The 17,993-nt window shown below is 72.8% G+C and carries 14 protein-coding genes, 1 tRNA gene and 1 pseudogene; 2 read left to right on the forward strand and 14 right to left on the reverse strand.

The window, feature by feature from the left end; all coding sequences use genetic code 11:
• Positions 1-105: 105 nt before the first annotated feature.
• The 3 genes and pseudogenes from ACFWVE_RS09180 to ACFWVE_RS09190 form a co-directional block, all read right to left on the reverse strand.
• Positions 106-476, reverse strand: a pseudogene (locus ACFWVE_RS09180) (type II toxin-antitoxin system death-on-curing family toxin).
• A complete protein-coding gene (locus ACFWVE_RS09185; RefSeq protein WP_384009747.1) occupies positions 473-673 on the reverse strand; it encodes a hypothetical protein in 201 nt (66 codons plus the stop codon). Before ACFWVE_RS09185 ends, ACFWVE_RS09180 begins: the two are co-directional and overlap by 4 nt.
• A gap of 8 nt (positions 674-681) precedes the next feature.
• A complete protein-coding gene (locus ACFWVE_RS09190; RefSeq protein ID WP_384009750.1) occupies positions 682-2,238 on the reverse strand; it encodes an MFS transporter in 1,557 nt (518 codons plus the stop codon).
• A gap of 230 nt (positions 2,239-2,468) precedes the next feature.
• Between ACFWVE_RS09190 and ACFWVE_RS09195 the strand changes: the two genes are divergently transcribed.
• Positions 2,469-2,540, forward strand: a tRNA-Cys gene (locus tag ACFWVE_RS09195).
• 33 nt (positions 2,541-2,573) lie between these two features.
• Here ACFWVE_RS09195 and ACFWVE_RS09200 read toward each other — a convergent pair.
• The 10 genes from ACFWVE_RS09200 to ACFWVE_RS09245 form a co-directional block, all read right to left on the reverse strand.
• Positions 2,574-3,773 carry an SUKH-4 family immunity protein gene (locus ACFWVE_RS09200; protein WP_384009753.1) on the reverse strand — a complete coding sequence of 400 codons (1,200 nt, stop codon included), beginning with the start codon at positions 3,771-3,773 and terminating at the stop codon, positions 2,574-2,576.
• A gap of 288 nt (positions 3,774-4,061) precedes the next feature.
• Positions 4,062-6,404: a xanthine dehydrogenase family protein molybdopterin-binding subunit gene (locus tag ACFWVE_RS09205; protein ID WP_384009756.1), complete on the reverse strand. Its 2,343-nt coding sequence runs from the start codon at positions 6,402-6,404 to the stop codon at positions 4,062-4,064.
• Positions 6,401-8,389: a 2Fe-2S iron-sulfur cluster-binding protein gene (locus tag ACFWVE_RS09210; RefSeq protein WP_384009759.1), complete on the reverse strand. Its 1,989-nt coding sequence runs from the start codon at positions 8,387-8,389 to the stop codon at positions 6,401-6,403. The genes ACFWVE_RS09205 and ACFWVE_RS09210 overlap by 4 nt, the downstream gene beginning before the upstream one ends.
• Positions 8,386-9,279, reverse strand: coding sequence for a xanthine dehydrogenase family protein subunit M (locus tag ACFWVE_RS09215; RefSeq protein ID WP_266076090.1), 894 nt, complete (start codon positions 9,277-9,279; stop codon positions 8,386-8,388). The genes ACFWVE_RS09210 and ACFWVE_RS09215 overlap by 4 nt, the downstream gene beginning before the upstream one ends.
• Positions 9,280-9,581: 302 nt before the next feature.
• The gene (locus tag ACFWVE_RS09220) at positions 9,582-11,261 is read right to left on the reverse strand and encodes a beta-N-acetylhexosaminidase (protein ID WP_384009763.1); all 1,680 of its coding nucleotides are present in this window, start codon (positions 11,259-11,261) and stop codon (positions 9,582-9,584) included.
• A gap of 1 nt (position 11,262) precedes the next feature.
• Positions 11,263-12,108, reverse strand: a complete 846-nt coding sequence (locus ACFWVE_RS09225) for a carbohydrate ABC transporter permease (protein ID WP_384009810.1) — start codon at positions 12,106-12,108, stop codon at positions 11,263-11,265.
• Between the two features lie 29 nt (positions 12,109-12,137).
• Complete coding sequence (locus ACFWVE_RS09230; RefSeq protein WP_384009766.1) at positions 12,138-13,112, reverse strand: carbohydrate ABC transporter permease; 975 nt, start codon at positions 13,110-13,112, stop codon at positions 12,138-12,140.
• A 4-nt stretch (positions 13,113-13,116) separates the two neighbouring features.
• On the reverse strand, positions 13,117-14,409 hold the full coding sequence (locus ACFWVE_RS09235) for an extracellular solute-binding protein (protein WP_384009769.1): 1,293 nt from the start codon (positions 14,407-14,409) through the stop codon (positions 13,117-13,119).
• Between the two features lie 206 nt (positions 14,410-14,615).
• On the reverse strand, positions 14,616-14,912 hold the full coding sequence (locus ACFWVE_RS09240) for a DUF3039 domain-containing protein (protein ID WP_266076086.1): 297 nt from the start codon (positions 14,910-14,912) through the stop codon (positions 14,616-14,618).
• A gap of 29 nt (positions 14,913-14,941) precedes the next feature.
• Positions 14,942-15,520, reverse strand: a complete 579-nt coding sequence (locus ACFWVE_RS09245) for a YqgE/AlgH family protein (protein WP_384009773.1) — start codon at positions 15,518-15,520, stop codon at positions 14,942-14,944.
• Positions 15,521-15,836: 316 nt separating this feature from the next.
• Between ACFWVE_RS09245 and murA the strand changes: the two genes are divergently transcribed.
• On the forward strand, positions 15,837-17,183 hold the full coding sequence (gene murA, locus ACFWVE_RS09250) for a UDP-N-acetylglucosamine 1-carboxyvinyltransferase (RefSeq protein WP_384009775.1): 1,347 nt from the start codon (positions 15,837-15,839) through the stop codon (positions 17,181-17,183).
• Positions 17,184-17,545: 362 nt separating this feature from the next.
• Here the strand turns inward: murA and ACFWVE_RS09255 are convergent, their stop codons facing one another.
• A complete protein-coding gene (locus ACFWVE_RS09255; RefSeq protein ID WP_003990598.1) occupies positions 17,546-17,827 on the reverse strand; it encodes an HU family DNA-binding protein in 282 nt (93 codons plus the stop codon).
• Between the last annotated feature and the right edge of the window lie 166 nt (positions 17,828-17,993).

A 17,993-nucleotide genomic window follows, 5' to 3' on the forward strand; every position in this document is an offset into this window, starting at 1 on the left:
AGAGCGGCTCGGCTGTGTGGGACGGCCGGGCCACCCTATCCGCGCTCCGGTCCGGGCAACGCCCGGACCGGGCTGGGGCACTCGAGGGTGGGACCGACGTCACAGTCAGCGCGCGGAACGCGGCAACTGGGACGCGGTCCTGGGGACATCCAGCTCCCCCGGCAGACGTCGAGCACGAACCTCTCCGCCTCGTCCACATAGAAGTCCGCGTCGAGCGGATTCCCGTTCATGCGGAGAAAAACCCAGGTCGCGTCCCAGGCGAGGCGCTTGTTCCCATCGACGAGTACACGGTTGCGGGCCAGGGATTCCATCAGCGCGGCGGCTTTCTGCCACACGTCCGGGCAGGCGTCCTGACCGAACACGCTCGACTGCGGACGTGCCGGCGCCGAATCCAACAGGCCGTAGTCACGCACCGCCTCCTCACCGAGCCGCTTCGCGAGGTCCAGCAGCTCGGGCAACGTGAGGCAATGCGTCAAGCAAGCCTCCGGTTCAGCTCCGCGCTGACGCTCAGCACGTGCTCGGACGCCTCATCGAACAGTCGTGAATGCTCGTTTACGGCTGCGACCACCGCGTCGTGCGCAAAAGCCTGCATGCTGCGCCCCTCGGCAGCAGCACGGTCACGCAGAGCGTCGAGCTCTTCCTCGGCGAAACGCACCTTCAGTCCGACATGCACCCACGGTGCTACTTGGTACCACTCGGTGTCACCGAGGTTTCCGCCCGCAGCCGCGTCGTCACCCACACCCCCGCCAGAGCCACCGCCGCCATCGGCAGGAACACCGCCGCGAAGGCGGCCGGATGGGAGCCGGAGGCTTCGGTGGCCCCGTGGGCGACCGTGCCGCCGCCGAGGGCGGCGAAGGCGGCACCGCCGACGGCCAGCAGGAGGACGTTGGAGAGGCCGTCGGAGATCTGGAGGGCGGCCGAGTTGGTGCCCGCCTCCTCGGGGGCGGAGAGCTGGAGCAGGAGCACGCTGGTGGAGGAGATCACCAGGCCCATCCCGAGGCAGCCGAACGCCCAGGCGACCGCCAGGGTCCAGACGGGGACCGACTCGATCAGCACGCTCGGGGCCGCCGCGACGGCGCCGGCCACCAGGGCCATCCCCAGGGTCGTCAGCCGCTCCCGGTGGGGCTGGATGCGGGGCCGTGACTGGAGCCAGGAGCCCAGCGCCCAGGTGACGCCGCCCGCCGCGAGGGAGAGCCCGGCGAGGGTCGGGCTGAGGCCGCGCTGGGTGACCAGCATCAGCGGGACGAAGGACTCGGCGGCGATGAAGGAGCCCGCGGCGACGCCGCGCAGCAGCACCACCGAGGGCAGGCCGCGCGCCGCGCGGCAGGTGCCGCGCGGGAGCAGGCCCAGCACCGCGGGCACCAGCAGCGCGACACCCGCCGCGCCGGGCAGCAGGGAGAGCCAGCGCAGGTCCTGGGCGGCGTACTGGAGCAGCCCGGCACCGAAGGAGATCGCGAGGGCGAGGCGGATGCGGCGACCGCCGGAGGAGGCCGGTGCGGCGGTGCCGTCGCCCGCCGGGCCGGACGCCAGGCGGCGTATCTGCGGGAGGGCGAGGGCGAGGGGGAGCGTGACGAGGACCGGGATGCCGAGGAACACCCACCGCCAGCCGAGGTGTTCGGTCACCGCTCCGGAGGCGAGGGGGCCGACGACCGAGGGCACCACCCAGCTCGCCGCGAACGCGGCCATGATCGCCGGACGCAGCCGCTGCGGGTAGGCCCGGCTCACGACGACGTACAGCGCGACGATCACCATGCCGCCGCCGAGGCCCTGCACGGCCCGGCCCAGGATGAACGGCCACATCGCGCCCGCCGTGCCGCCCAGCAGGAGCCCGGCGGCGAAGGCGGCGATGCCCGTGGTCAGCGGTGCGAGCGGCCCGCTGCGGTCCGACCACTGGCCGGCGAGGACCATCGCGAACAGGCTGGTGGTGAAGTACGCCGAGAACGCGAACGCGTACAGCGACACCCCGTCCAGCTCGCGCGCCGCGACCGGCATGGCCGTGCCCACCGCCGTCGCCTCGAAGGCGATCAGCAGCACCACGGAGACGATGCCGATGCTCAGCGCCCGGTAAGGGCCGCTCAGTACGCTCTCGCCACCCTCGCCACCCTCGCCACCCTCGCCGCCGGGGACGACGGGGACGACGGGTCCGGGCGGGGCGGTGGGTCCGGGCGGGACGGTGAGCCCGGGCGGGACGTCGGAGGTCTTGGCGACAGTGGTGTCGCGCGGGTTCGGGGCGGCCATGGGCGTCAGAGTAAGGGCCACGGAGCACTTTGACACCTGTCGGGGGTCGGACCGGCACCGGGACCTTGGTCGTACTCCCCCGACCGCCCGTCCCGGCGTTCATGAACGGCGTGTGGCAGTCCCGTTGCGCCGCGCCGGAATACCTTGAGCGCCGCTCCCGCCCCGCCGTACGGTCGGCGTACCGAGTTCGCGGCGGCGAGGTGGCGAAGACCACACCTCGTCTCCGACGCGGCCGTGTGCCCGAGTGGCCCAGGGGTTCGCCTGCAAAGCGAATGACGCGGGTTCGATTCCCGCCACGGCCTCCGGTACGGGCGGGGTGTTCCTGGAGCGCGCTCTCAGAGCACCCCGCCCGCCTCGTCCTGGAACAGCTCCGTCCAGTAGTGCCAGTCGGCGTCGGTCGTGGTGCCCGTCGGGTCGATGGCGGACAGGACCTGGATCATCGTCATGGCCAGCTGGTCGTACGTCCCGCTGGTCAGCGCGTGGCCCGACTCCTCGTCGATGGCGTGCTCGCGGTGCAGCAGCCAGAGGGTGAAGGCGAGGGTCGAGACGTCCGTGTTCAGCGGGTACAGGGCCGAGTCCGGCTCGCTCCAGTTCAGGACCGCGCCGGTGGCACCGTCGACGACCAGGCTGTTGTCCTCGATCAGATGGCCGAGGCGGATCAGCCGGTCGGCGTGGGCGGGCAGGCGGTCGGCCCGGAACGCGCCGGGGCCGTCCTCGCCGTAGTACTCGGCGAGGGTCCGCAGCGGCAGGTCGGTGTCCAGCTGGAACAGGAAGCCGTCCTCGGGCAGGCCCGTCTCGCGCAGGAAGCGGCGGGTCGGCTCGTGCGTCAGCGTCGCGGGGAAGTCGAACTCCTCGAAGCGGACCACACCCCGCCGGCCGAACTCCTGGTCGAGCAGGCGGGCCGGGAGGTCGAGAGCGAGCCCCGAGGCCGTGCCCGGCCCGGCCACCAGGGCCAGCGGGCGGATCAGCGCGGCCATCCGCCACAGCGGCGCCGGCTCGCCGTCCGCCCCCTCCTCGAACACCGCGAGCAGTTGCCGCGAGGCCTCCGCCACCGCCTTGGTGCCCCAGCGGTCCGCGTAGGCGGCGAACTGGCCGCGCAGCCCGGCCAGTTCGTCCGTCGCCGCGGCGAACCGCACCAGGGTCGGCAGCGACGGGGCGAGCGGGCGACGGTCCATCAGGTCGGGGCGGTCGTGGAAGAAGTACGTCGTCGAGACCTCGCCGGTGGCGCCGTCGAGCAGGACCGACTCCGTCTCCAGACCGGCGGGGCCGAGCAGTTGGCCGACGACCAGCTGGTCCCGCAGCTCCGCGGAGAGCTCCTCGACCGGGTCACCGGCCGTGTCGGCGACCGTGCGCAGGCCGCCGTCCTCGCGCAGCTGCGTGAAGCTGAACAGGCCGCTGTCGCAGGGCAGCCCGGGGCCGGTCAGCCAGCGGCGCGTGGACGCGTGCGTGACAAACGGATCGAGGTCGTCCTCGGTCAGGACGATCGCTGCCGCGATACCCGTGGCATGCGTGGCAACGGTGTCGGTCGTGCTCATGGCTCCCCCGTGCGTACGTGCTCAGTCCCGTGTCCCGTGCTTCACCGCTCCGGACGGCACCGTCCGCCCGGGCAGGACGGACCCCCGGCCCTCCGCACCCGGCAGCCGTCCCCCACCACTGGGAACACTACGTGCCACCACTGACAACGCCCCGGAACAGGAGCGGACGAACGGGCGACCGGCCGGGATACGGATACCGACACGGGCGCCCCCCGCCCCACAAGACGCTCGAACGCCCCCTGTGCGTTGCCTGCGCACGCGAATCGAGGTGGATCCGGTCGGCGGACGTCAGTCGGCGGACCTGACCAGCCGGTCGCGGCCGCTGGTCACCACCGCTGCCTGCGGACGGATCGGCAGGCGGTTGACCGGGCGGCCGGTGGCCGCGCGGACGGCGGCGGCGATGGCCGCCGGCGAGGTCACCACCGGCACCGCGCTGACCGCCTTCGCGCCGAACGGCGCGACCACGTCCCGCTCCTCGACCAGCTTCACGATCCGGATGTCGGGCGCGTCCAGGGCGGTCGGCAGGGCGTAGCCGGTGAGGTCGGGGTGCCGGACCAGACCGCGCGGCGTGCGCAGGTTCTCGGTGAGCGCGGCACCCACGCCCTGGGTGACGCCCGCCTCGATCCGGGCGGCCAGCTGGGCCGGGTTCAGCACCCGCCCCACGTCCTGGGCGACGGCCAGTTCCACGACCCGTACGGAGCCGATCTCGATGTCGACGTCGACCACCGCGCGGATCGCGCAGAACGACATCCCGACGAAGGCGTCGCCCTGGCCGGACTCGTCCAGGGGCTCCGTGGGGTGCGGACGGCACTGGGCGGTGGCCCACAGCTCCTTGCCCACCAGCTCCTCGGCGACGGGCGTCGACAGCACCCCGTCGTACGAGGTGATCCGGCCGTCGCTGATCTGGAGCAGTTCGGCGGACATGCCGAACTTGTGGGCCAAGGGCTGGAGGAGCTGGGTGCGGACCATCTTCGCCGCGCGCTCCACCGCGCCGCCCGACACCCAGGTGTGCCGGCCGCGGCTGCCCGCGCCCGCCGGGGGCTGGTCGGTGTCCACGGGCGCCACCCGCACCTCGTCGACGCCGAGGATCTCCTGGACGATCTGCCGGGCCAGCGTGGTGAAGCCCTGGCCGGTCTCGACGGCCGCGCACAGCACCGTCGCCACCCCGTCCTGGACCTTCACGGTGGCCGTGGACACCTCGTCCGCACCCTCGCCGCCGAGCACGTGCACCATGCCCAGGCCGTAGCCCACCCCGCGGCGCACCGCGCCCGGTTCGCCCGCGCCCTCGGGTCCGCCGGGCAGCAGCCACTCGTCCTCGGGGGTGTCCTTGGGCAGCGGCGGCAGCGGATGGTCCCGCACCGCCTCGAGGAGTTCGGCGACCGGGGCCGGGCAGGTCACGGTCTGGCCGGTGGGCAGGACGTCGCCGGTCGCCATGACGTTGCGCAGGCGCAGTTCGGCCGGGTCCAGGCCGAGCTTCTTGGCCAGCTTGTCCATCTGCGCCTCGTAGGCGGCGCACACCTGCAGGGCGCCCTCGCCGCGCACATGGCCGGAGGGCGGGTTGTTGGTGCGGACCGCCCAGCCCTCGATGAGGGCGTTCGGGACGACGTAAGGGCCGCAGGCGAAGGCGACGGCGGCGGCCAGCGCGTCCGAGGACGTGTCGGCGTAGGCGCCCGCGTCGAGCAGGATCTGCGCCTCGACCTTCACCAGCCTGCCCTCGGCGTCGGCGTGGTGACGGTAGCGCAGCAGGGTGGGGTGCCGGTGGGCGTGGCCGAGGAAGGACTCCTCGCGCGTGGCGGTGAGTTTGACCGGGCAGCCGGTCTTCAGCGCCAGCAGGCCGAGCGGCAGCCGGAAGCTCTGGTCCTCGCGGTCGGCGGTCGCGCCGGGAACCCCGGTGACGACGATCTTCACGCGGTCGGGGTCCAGGCCGAACGCGGCGGCGGCCTCGTCCCGGTCGCCGTGCGGGTCGGTGGAGGCCAGGTACAGCTCGACGCCTCCGTCCGGGCGGGGGACGGCGAGTCCGGCCTCGGCGCCGATGGGCGCGGGGTCCTGGCGGCCGATGCGGTACAGGCCGTCGACGACGAGGTCACCGGCCGCGTCCGGGTCGCCGTGGCGCAGCGGGATGTGGCGGATCAGGTTGCCGTCGGGGTGCAGCGGCTCGGCCTCGAAGGCCTGTTCGGGGTCGGTCACCGGGTCGAGCACCTCGTACTCGACGATGACGGCGGCGGCGGCCATCCGCGCGGTGTCCGGGTGGTCGGCGGCGACGGCGGCGATGGCCTCGCCGTGGTGGCGTACGACGTCGGAGGCGAAGACCGGGCGGTCGGACCGGCCGCGTTCGTACACCGGGGTGCCGGGGACGTCCTCGTGGGTGACGACGGCGTGCACGCCGGGCATCTCGCGCGCGTGGGTGGTGTCGATGGACGCGATCCGCGCGTGCGGGTGCGGGGAGCGCAGCACGGCCGCCCACAGCAGGCCCTCGGCCCACAGGTCGGCGGCGTACGGGAAGGTGCCCTCGGTCTTGGCGCGGGTGTCGGCGGCCGGCAGGGAGACACCGAGCCCGCGCGGGGGCGCTTCCGTCCCGGCGGCGTCCTCCGCGGCCTGTGCGGCCTGCACGGTGGCGGCCTCGTTGCTCATGCCTGGTCTCCGTCCCGGCCGTAGGGCCGGTCATGCGGTCCGGGGTCCGTGAAGGCGGCGGGGCCGACGCCGCCGGCGCCCGGTCCTGCCTGGTGCGGGATGCGGAACTCGCCCGTCCCACCGCCGGAGCCGCGGTCCGGGCCCGGGCCCCGGTCCGTGTCCCGGTCCTCGTCCTGGTCGGCCTCGGCGTCCGCGGCGAGTTCCTCGCGTTCGGCGACGACCTCCTGGACGGCGTCCACCACGCCCCGGTAGCCGGAGCAGCGGCACAGGTTGCCGCACAGGGCCTGGCGGGTCTCCAGCGGGGTGGGCGCCGGGTTGCCCTCCAGCAGGTCGTGCACGGTCATCGCCATGCCCGGTACGCAGAAGCCGCACTGGACCGCGCCGCACCGCGCGAGCGCGCGCTGCACGTCCGACGGCCGGCCGTCCTGGGCGAGGCCCTCGACGGTACGGACCTCGTTGCCGGCCGCGGTGACGGCCGGGACCAGGCAGGACGCGACGAGCCGGCCGTCGACCTGCACGTTGCAGGCCCCGCACTCGCCCTGCGAGCAGCCGTCCTTGGCGCCGGCGAGGCCGAGGCGCTCGCGCAGCACGTAGAGCAGCGACTCACCGATCCAGGCGTCGGTGACGGGCCGGTCGGTGCCGTTGACGCGCAGCACGTAGGAGGCGAGGGGGTGGTCGTCGTGCGCGGCACCGGGGAGCGGTTCGTGCCCGGGTGACGTGCCGTCGGGTGCCTCCGGGCCGGTCTCGGTCTCGGTGCCGGTCTCCGTCTCGGCGCCCGGCGCGGGGCCCGCGGGTTCCGGCCCGGCGTCCCCGTCCGGGGCCGCCCCGGCGTGGTCCCTCGCGCCCTCGGGTACTGCTGCGGCCGAGGGGGCTTCCGGGCCCTCCTGGGCGTCGTGCGGGTCCCGGGACCGCTGGGAGTCCCTGGCGGCCTCGTCGGCCTCGTCGGCCTCGTCGGCCTCCGGAGCCTGCCCGTGCCCGTCTGCGGGCCGTGCGGCGCCCTCCGGGCCCGGCTGCGGGTGCTCGCGGAACTCCGGGGCGGACGGCCCGCCGGCCGCCTCCGGGTAGGCCTCGGTGCCGGACCGCCAGTGGGGCTCGGCGGGGTCCGGCTGCGGCACCCCGGTCGACCGGGGCGGGGCGTCGTGCCCCGGGGCGGGCCGCCCGTCGGGCCGCTCCCGGACGGGGTCCGCGGTGTGTTCCCGGCCGTACGCGGGGGCTCCCCGGCCGTGGTCCGCGCGCCAGTCGGTTTCCGGGCCGTCCTGCTCGCGGCCCTGCTCGCGCTCCTGCTCCCGGCCGGGAGCGGAGTCGGGGTGCTCCGGGTCCACGCCCGGCACTCCGGGGCCCCACGGCTGCCCGATGGCCTGCGTGGCCCAGGGCGCGGGGGCGCCGCCCGGGAGGGTGGGGGGCGGGGTGACCTGCGGGGTGGCGCCCCACTGCTCGGCCAGCGCGGAGGTGGTGAACTCGCCGGACTCGTCCGGGAGGTCGCCGCCGGCGACGGGGATCGACCACTGGCCGGTCACGTCGGAACCCGGTGCCTGTGCCGGGTTTCCGGCGCCGGGCGTGTCCTCGAAGTGCCACTGCCCGGAGGCCCCGGGGCCGTACGTGAACCAGTCCTGGCCGCCGTGCTGCTGCGCCGCCCGGGCCCCAGGGTCCTCCCCCGCCTGCCCGGCCTGCGGGTCGTGCCACTGGGCGCCGTCGACGGGGGCGCCCGGCGCTCCGGTGCCCGGCACCGCCCAGCTGCCGGCGGCCGCGGGATCGGTGCCCTCGGTGGTGGCGGGGGTGACGGTGATGGACGGCGGCACATAGCCGTGGCCGGGTGCCGCGAGCGGGCTCTCCATCGAGTCCAGCAGGGCGTCGATGCCCCCCTCGGGGAGCTTCACGAAGGCGGTGGCGCCGTCGTCGTAGTCCCCCTGGGGCAGCGGGTCCCAGCGGCTGCCGCCGCCCTGGGGCGCGCCGGACGTGCCCTCTCCGTACTGGTCGTCGGTCACGACAGCGCCCTCCCCAGTGCTCGTCGGGCCAGTGCGGCGACGGTGCGCCGCAGGTGCAGTACCGCGGGCGGCAGCGACGGGACGGAGCCGTCCTCGTCGGGAACCGGATCGGGGATGCAGGCCGCGGCGACGTACTCCCCGAACGCCTTCAGCGCCTCCGGCACGAGCGCGCGGTTGTTGTCCCAGTCGATGAGCTGGGCGACCCACTGCTCGGCCTCCAGGGGCCGCAGCGCCATCGGCGCTATGGCGCCCACCGCGCAGCGGACACCGCGCCGGGCGGGGTCGAGGACCAGGGCGACGGAGGCGACCGCGCGGCCGGGGCCGGTGCGGCCGGTGGCCTTCAGGAAGACCTGCGGGGCGTGCAGCAGCGGCACCCGCACGTAGCCGATGAGTTCACCGGCGCGCAGCATGTCCATCCCGGCCAGCAGGTGCGACACCGGGATCTCCCGGCGGGCCCCGCCCTGGCCCGCGATGATCAGCGTCGCCTCCAGTGCGGCCAGCACGGGCAGCGCGTCCCCGGTCGGGGCGGCGGAGGCGATGTTGCCGCCCAGGGTGCCCGCGTTGCGGATGTGCGGCGGCCCGGCGGCCCGCGCGGAGGCGGCGAGGGCCGGGATGAGGGCGGCGAAGTCGGGGCGGCCCATACGGGCGTGGGTGAGGCCGGCGCCGAGCAGCGCGTGGCCGTCCTGGTACTGCCAGCCGCGGATCTCGCTGATCCTGCCGAGGCCGACCAGTGCCGTCGGCCTGAGCTGCCCGGAGTTGACGGCGGCCATCAGATCGGTGCCGCCCGCGACGGGCACGGCGGCCGGCACGGCGGTCAGCGCCGCCACGGCCTCGTCCAGCGTCGTGGGCAGCGTCACGGACTGCGCCGCCTGCGGTGCGTGCGTGCTCAAAACCGACTGCCCCTTCCCGCGGCCCCACCTGGCCCCACCTGTTGCAGCCGTACGGTACGACCTGACAGGGCGGACGTGGCAACTCTGGCACATCTTCGCGAGCGCCGAGGACAGGGGTCCACTAGGAGGCGTTCACCCACCTCACAGCCTACTTGGCCCGTTTTCGCACTCCATCGCCCGTGCGCTCGAATGGGAACGGTTCGGTGACCCTTGCGGCCTTTTCGCGCGACCTGTCCGGGATGGGGTGGACTTCCGTGCATGGCCGGTTCCGGACGCGGTACGCTCCACCGGCCCGGTACGCGCTACCGGTTCGGGGGTGTGCCGTCGATGGGGCGGCCCAGGACGCCGGGGCGCCGCTGCCAGGGCAGCGGGCCGGCGGGCGGACGGTAGGCGACGCCGAGGGCGTCGAGTCGCCGGTAGTGGGCGGTCATCCGGCGCTCGAAACCGGTGAAGTCCCGCTGCGCGGGGGCGGGCAGCGTGCTCCAGGCGACCTCGGCGAGGGCCACGAGCCGGGGGAAGACCTGGTAGTCCACCCGCGCCTGGTTCTCGGTCACCTCGGACCAGGCGTTGGCCTGGGTGCCGAGCACCCGCCCGGCCTCCTCGGGCGCCAGGCCCTCCGGTACGGGCTCGAACCGGTAGACGTCCTCCAGGGTGCGCACGTACCCGATCGGCACCGGCTCCCCCGGGCCCGCGTCCTGACGGTGGTCCAGGTACACGTGCTGCTCGGGGCACATGACGACGTCGTGCCCCGAGCGGGCGGCGGCGGCCCCGCCGGCATAACCGCGCCAGGAGGACACGGCTGCGCCCGGGGGCAGGCCGCCCTGGAGGATCTCGTCCCAGCCGATCAGCCGGCGCCCGCGCGCGGCGAGCCAGCCGGCGAAGTGCCCGATGAACCAGGACTGGAGGGCGTCCTCGTCGGCCAGCCCGAGATCGGCGATCCGCTTCTGCGCGACGTCCGAGGCGCGCCACTGGTCCTTCGGACATTCGTCACCGCCGATGTGGACGAACGACGAGAACGACGGGGACGGCGCATACGCGGCGGGACCCGTGGCGTCGGCGGGGAACAGTTCCAGGACTTCCTCGAGAACCCCTTCGTAGAAGCGCAGGGTGGTGTCGGTGGGGGCGAGTACGTTCGGATTGATCCCCCAGGTGTCCCAGACGGTCAGCGAGGAGGTGTCGACGACATCGGTGTTGCCGAGTTCCGGATACGCGGCGATGGCGGCCTGCGAGTGGCCGGGCACGTCGATTTCGGGAACGACGGCGATATGCCGTTCGGCCGCGTAGGCGACGATCTCCCGGATGTCGTCCCGCGTGTAGTGGCCGCCGTGCGGTGTGTCGTCCCACAGGGGCGAGGCGCGGTGGCCGATTTTCGTCCGGGTGCGCCAGGAGCCCACCTCCGTCAGCCGCGGGTACCGCTCGATCTCGATGCGCCAGCCCTGGTCGTCCGTCAGGTGGAAGTGCAGGACGTTGAGTTTGTGCGCGGCCATCAGATCGAGGTAGCGCAGCACGCCTTCCTTGGGCATGAAGTGCCGGGCGACGTCGAGCATGAGCCCGCGCCAGCGGAAGCGGGGGGCGTCCTCGATCGTGACGTGCGGCACGGCCCAGGCCCGGTCGCGGCCGAGCGGAGCGCTGCGGTACGCGTCGGGGCCGAGGAGCTGCCGCAGCGTCTGGGCGCCCCGGAAGACACCGGCCGCGCTGCCGCCCTCGATCAGGACGCCGTTCCCGTCGCTGACGAGGCGGTACTCCTCGGGGCCGAGCGCGGAGTCGAGCCGGAGCCCGATATCACCGCCGTCGGCGTCATCGAGCTCCCGTCCCTCGCGCAACGGCAGGCCGGTGGCCTGCCGGAGCACGGTGCGCAGCCAGTGGCCGACGCCGTCCGTCGCGGTGCCGGCGTGGAGCCGGGAGTGCGCCGTCAGCCGCACCTCACCGGAACCGGCGACGACACTGCGGGGTGCGGGAATCAGGTCCGTCGGTGATGTCACGTCAGTCCTTCACCGCGCCGCCCAGTCCGGAGACCAGGCGCCGCTGTACGAGTACGAAGAAGACCAGCACCGGAATCGTCATCACCGTGGACGCCGCCATCACGCCGCCCCAGTCGGGATCGTCCGGTTTGTAGAAGACCAGCAGGGCCATCGGGAGTGTCGACTGCGAGATGTCGCTGATGATGAAGGACTTGGCGAACAGGAAGTCGTTCCAGGTGGAGATGAAGGAAAACACGCTGGTGGCCACCAGCCCCGGCAGAACGAGCGGGAAAAGGATCTGCCACAGGAACCGCGCGCGGCTCGCGCCGTCGATGTAGGCGGCCTCCTCCAGCGCGTCGGGAACGGCTTTCACGAACCCCCGCAGCATCCAGATCGCGAACGGCAGCGAGAACGCGATGTGCGGCAGGATCAGCGACCACAGCGTGTTCAGCTGACCCGCGTCCCGCATGAGGAAGAACAGCGGGATCGTCAGCGCCTCCACGGGCACCATCTGGGCCACCAGAAACATGATCAGCAGGGTGGTCCGCATACGGAACCGGAATCGCGTCACGGCGGTCGCCGCGAGAAAGGCGATCAGCGCGGAGGCGAGCACCACGGCGACCGCGACGACCACGCTGTTGAGGAAGTACCGGCCGAATTCCTCCTGCCCGAACACGCGTCGGAAGGAATCCAGGGTGGGGGTCAGGGTCCACGGCCGCGGCCGGTCCGACTCGATCTCGCCGGCCGGTTTGAAGGCGCTCAGCACCATCCAGTACAGCGGGAAGGCCACCACCACCGCGACCGCCAGCGCGGTCGCCTCGGCCGCGAGCCGCCACGGACGCCGTACGAACCGGCGCACGGGATTCACCCGGCGCACTCCGTTCCGGCTCACGAGAGTCACAGTTCCTCCCCCTGGCGGCGCAGCAGCCGCAGGTACACCAGCGTGACGGCGAGCAGGATCAGCAGCATCACCACGCCGATCGCGGCGCCGAGGCTGTACTGCGAGGACGCGAACGCCTTCTGGTACGCGTAGACGTTGAGGACCAGGTTCTGGCCGGCGATGCCGCCCCCGCCGGTCATGACGTAGATCTGGGTGAAGACCTTGAAGTCCCAGATCACCGACTGGATGGTGACGACGACCAGGATCGGCCGGAGCATCGGGGCGAGCACCGAGCGCCAGACCCGCCACTGCGAGGCGCCGTCCAGGGCGGCGGCCTCCAGCACCTCGGTGGGCACGGCGCGGATACCGGCGTAGACGGTGACCATCACGAACGGGAAGGAGCACCAGACGACTTCGAGCAGGACGAGGAAGAAGGCGCTGTACCTCCCGTACGTCCAGGAGTGGTCGCCGAGACCGAGTATCCGGTTCACCGGGCCGAAGTCGGCGTCGAAGAGGAGCAGCCACACCGTGGAGCCGGTGACGGCCGGGGTCGCCCAGGCGCCGAGCGCGGCCAGCATCAGCGCGAGCCGGGGCACGGCGCGTACCCGGGTGAGGAGTACGGCGAGCGAGCAGCCCACGGCCAGGGTGGAGACCACGCAGGCCGCCGCGAACAGGACGGTGGTGAGCAGCACCTGCCAGAACTGTTCGTCGGCGACGAGTTCGGTGTAGTTGCCCAGGCCCTGGAAGGTGGTCGGTTCGCCGCCGCTGACCTGCGCCTGGGTGTAGTGGAAGAGCGAGATCAGGCCGAGTTGGTAGACGGGGTAGGCGAGCAGCCCGCCGAGGACGACGAGGGCGGGGGCGAGATAGAGCCAGGGGGTGAGGCCGGCCCTGCGGCCCCGGCCCCCGCCCCTGGGGCTTCGCGGTGGGTGGGGGGCGGTGGCCGTGCGGAGCGCGGGACGCTTGCGCACGGCCACCGTGTCCTGTGCGGCCACGGGGTCAGCCCACCGAGCCGAACGCCTCGTTCATCTTCTTCGCCGCGTCCCCGGCGGCAGCGTCCACGTCCTTCTTGCCGCTGACGACCTCCTGGAACATGGTCGGCAGTACCAGCGAGGCGTCGATCTGCGCCCAGGCGGGCGAGGCCGGCACGAACTTGGTGTCGGCGGCGAGGGTCGCGACGAACGGCTTCAGGAACGGTTCCTTGGCGGCCGCCTGCTGGCGCACGTCCGAGAAGGTCGGCAGGAAGCCCATCGCGTCGAACAGTTCGCCCTGCGCCTTCTTCGAGGCGAGCCGCTGCATCAGGTCGACGGCGAGGGTGCGGTGCGAGGTCGACTTCAGGACGCCGAGGTTGTTCCCGCCCGCGAAGGCGGGGGCGATGGACCCGGACTCCACGCCCGGCAGCGGCACGACGGCGTACTTTCCCTTCACCGTCCCGGCCTCGATCGCCGCGTGGCTGAAGTCGCCGCCGATCGCCATGGCGGCCTTGCCCGAGGCGAAGGCGGTCACCGTGTCGTTGCCGCCCATGCCGGCGCACTTGGCGGCCGGGCAGTTGTCGTCACCGAAGAGGGAGGTGTACGCCTCGATGCCCTTGCGGGCGGCGGGGGTGTCGATCGCGGAGGCGTACGAGCCGCCCTTGCCGGTGGCGAGTTCGCCGCCGTGGGCCCAGATGAAGGGCATCGCGCCGTAGGTGTAGGCGCCGCCGACGGCGATGCCGTACAGGTCCGGCCTCGCGGCGCGGATCTCCTGTGCGGTGGAGATCAGTCCGGCCTGCGAGGCGGGGGGTTCGAGGCCGAGTTCGTCGAAGACGTCGGTGCGGTAGTAGAGGGCGCGCACGCCCACGAAGTACGGCGCCCCGTAGACCTTGCCGTCGACGGTGACCGACTGCCGGGCGGTCGGGTCGGTGTCCTTGGCCTCGTCCCAGTCACCGAACTCCTCGGTGACGTCGGCGAGTCCGCCGTCCTTCACATAGCCGGCGGTGTCCGTGTTGCCGTACTCGACGAGGTCGGGCGCGGACTTCGGGTCGTTGAAGGCGGCCTTGATGCGCTCGGCGCGGGTCTCGACCGGGATGTACTCCACGGTGACCTCGGTGCCGTCGTGCGCCTTCTCGAATCCGGCGACGACGGACTCGACGACCTTTTCCTTGGGTGCGTTGTTCACCTCCTGGAAAAGCCAGACGCGCAGGGTCCCGGTCTTCTCGTCCTTGTCGGAGGAGGAATCCCCGGAAGTCTGGGGCGCGCAGGCGGCGGTGGCGATGACGGCCGCGAGGGCGACCAGGCGGACGGACAGCTTCATGGACTGCTTCCTCCGATGAAGTGTTGCAACATGCGCAACGCTGGTTTCGCTGTGCACAACAACACCGGAGGCTAGGGACTAGGTGAACGAGCCCACAAGAGGTCTCAACCACTCTGTGACCGGCCGACGCACTCCGTGCAACGAGCGGGCAGCACAAAGGCCCCCAGGGCGCCCAAAACGCACCCGGGGGCCGGAGCCCCGCGCGGTTACTTGTCGCCCTTGCCCTTGCCGCCCTTGCCCTTGTCGTCGTCGCCGCCGCTCATGGACTCGTAGATCTCCTTGCACATGGGGCAGACGGGGTACTTCTTCGGGTCACGGCCCGGCACCCACACCTTGCCGCACAGCGCCACGACGGGCGTGCCGTCGAGAGCGCTCGCCATGATCTTGTCCTTCTGGACATAGTGGGCGTAGCGCTCGTGGTCGCCGTCGCCGTGGGAGGTCTGCGGCGTCGGCTCTACGAGGGTCCCCGTACCAGTCCCGCGCTCGGGCTCAAGAGTGCTCATGAAACAAAGGGTACTGAAGCTCACACGCATCAGTTGAGCGAAGGGTCGTCCGGGTACGTGGCCACCATCGCCAGATCTCCCCGCTGGCGGCGCAGCACCTCGCGCCAGAGCCGCTCGGGCACCGGGGAGGAGACGTCGCCGGGTTCCGACTCGACGACGTACCAGGCTCCTTCCACCAGTTCGTCCTCCAACTGGCCGGGGCCCCAGCCCGCGTATCCGGCGAAGATGCGCAGCGAGCCGAGGGCGGCGGCGAGCAGCTCCGGCGGCGCCTCCAGGTCGACCAGTCCGATCGCGCCGTACACCTGGCGCCAGCCCAGCGGCGTGGCCGTGGCGCCCGCCCCGGTCCCGCCGGGGACGACGGCGACGCCGAGGGCCGAGTCCAGCGACACCGGGCCGCCCTGGAAGACGACCCCGGGTTCGCCGGCCAGGTCCGCCCAGCCCTCCAGGATGTCGCCCACACCCACCGGGGTCGGGCGGTTGAGCACGACACCGAGGGAGCCCTCCTCGTCGTGGTCGAGGAGGAGCACGACCGCGCGGTCGAAGTTCGGGTCCGCCAGGGCGGGCGTGGCCACGAGCAGCCGCCCTGTGAGCGAGGACACCTCGGTCATGCAGACATGATCCCGCATCTTTCCCTTCCGTGGGGAGGCAATGGGAGTACGGCGGTGGTCGCGGCCGTCCGGCGCGGGAGCGGCCTGGTGGGACGCCCGTCGGGGCGGGCCCGAGCGGGCCGCCGGAGCCCGGCGGGCGTACGGGAGCACCCCCGGCGCACGGCGTTGCCGGTGACCCCGGGTGTCCGGACGGAAACTGGCCGTGTCGCGGCGGCCCGGGGGCGGGAGCGGGCCGTGCACGGGCTGGTGAACCGGGCGTTACGGGCGACTACCCTTGCCCTTCTGGCCCCTGCCCCCTCCACGGAACGCGAGATTCATGACCGTCAACGGCGCTGAAGACGTACTGCTTGTCCACGGCGGGACCCCGCTGGAGGGGGAGATTCGTGTCCGCGGTGCGAAGAACCTCGTACCGAAGGCCATGGTCGCCGCCCTGCTGGGCAGCGAGCCGAGCCGGCTGGGCAACGTTCCGGACATCCGCGACGTCCGCGTCGTCCGGGGACTGCTCCAGCTGCACGGGGTGACGGTCCGTCCCGGCGACGAGCCCGGTGAACTGGTGCTCGACCCCACGCGGGTGGAGAGCGCCAACGTCGCCGACATCGATGCCCACGCGGGCTCGTCCCGTATCCCGATCCTGTTCTGCGGCCCGCTGCTGCACCGGCTCGGGCACGCGTTCATCCCGGGCCTGGGCGGCTGCGACATCGGCGGCCGGCCGATCGACTTCCACTTCGACGTGCTGCGCCAGTTCGGCGCGACGATCGAGAAGCGGGCGGACGGCCAGTACCTGGAGGCCCCGCAACGGCTGCGCGGTACGAAGATCAAGCTGCCGTACCCCTCCGTCGGCACGACGGAGCAGGTGCTGCTGACGGCGGTCCTCGCGGAGGGCGTCACCGAGCTGTCCAACGCGGCGGTGGAGCCGGAGATCGAGGACCTGATCTGCGTCCTGCAGAAAATGGGCGCGATCATCGCGATGGACACCGACCGGACCATCCGCGTCACCGGTGTGGACAAGCTCGGCGGCTACACCCACCGCGCCCTCCCCGACCGCCTGGAGGCGGCCTCCTGGGCGTCCGCGGCGCTGGCCACCGAGGGCAACATCTACGTCCACGGCGCCCAGCAGCGCTCGATGATGACGTTCCTGAACACCTACCGGAAGGTCGGCGGCGCCTTCGAGATCGACGACGAGGGCATCCGGTTCTGGCACCCGGGCGGCCGGCTCAAGTCGATCGCGCTGGAGACGGACGTCCACCCGGGCTTCCAGACCGACTGGCAGCAGCCGCTGGTGGTCGCCCTGACCCAGGCGACGGGCCTGTCGATCGTCCACGAGACGGTCTACGAGTCCCGGCTCGGCTTCACCTCGGCGCTCAACCAGATGGGCGCCCACATCCAGCTCTACCGCGAGTGCCTGGGCGGCTCCGTCTGCCGCTTCGGCCAGCGCAACTTCCTCCACTCGGCCGTCGTCTCGGGCCCGACCCGGCTCCAGGGCGCCGACCTGGTCATCCCCGACCTGCGCGGCGGCTTCTCCTACCTGATCGCCGCCCTCGCCGCCCAGGGCACGTCCCGCGTCCACGGCATCGGCCTGATCAACCGCGGCTACGAGAACTTCATGGACAAGCTGGGGGAGCTGGGGGCGAAGGTCGAACTGCCCGGCAAGGCACTCGGCTGAGCCCGACCGGCCGCCGGCACCGGCACCACCCGCCCGGCCGGGGGTCCGGGGGTCGTCCCCCGGACAGACACAGCATGGACAAGCTGGGGGAGCTGGGGGCGAAGGCCGAACTGCCCGGCAAGGCACTCGGCTGAGCCCGACCGGCCGCCGGCACCACCCGCCCGGCCGGGGGTCCGGGAGTCGTCCCCCGGACAGACACAGCATGGACAAGCTGGGGGCGAAGGCCGAACTGCCCGGCAAGGCACTCGGCTGACCGGAATCAGTCTTGCCAACTTGCCAAAGGGGCGGCCACCCGATCGGGTGGCCGCCCCTTTGGCGTCGCTGCGCGTCGTACGCCGTCCCGGGACGTACGAACGGCGGGATTACTTGCCCTTGGCGGCTTCCTTGAGCTTCGAGCCCGCGGAGACCTTCACGCTGTAGCCGGCCGGGATCTGGATCGGCTCACCGGTCTGCGGGTTGCGGGCGGTGCGAGCGGCACGGTGGGTGCGCTCGAAGGTCAGGAAACCGGGGATGGTGACCTTCTCGTCCCCCTTGGAGACGATGTCGCCGACCACGTCGGCGAACGCGGCCAGCACGGCGTCGGCGTCCTTGCGGGTCACCTCGGCGCGGTCGGCCAGCGCGGCCACCAGCTCACTGCGGTTCATGTTGTTACTCCCGTGTTCTTCTTGCCGTTGAGGCGTGCCACGCGGCAGGGCCGCACTTGGGGCACGGCCAAGCCGATGCTGCCGGGGTCCTCGGTGAGTCCCCCGGACCCGGGTCCTTACTCGGGCCCGCACGCCCCTGGAGGTGCTGCCCCCTGGACGTGGTCCT

This window comes from Streptomyces sp. NPDC058632 (assembly GCF_042717095.1).
Classification (GTDB): Bacteria; Actinomycetota; Actinomycetes; order Streptomycetales; family Streptomycetaceae; genus Streptomyces.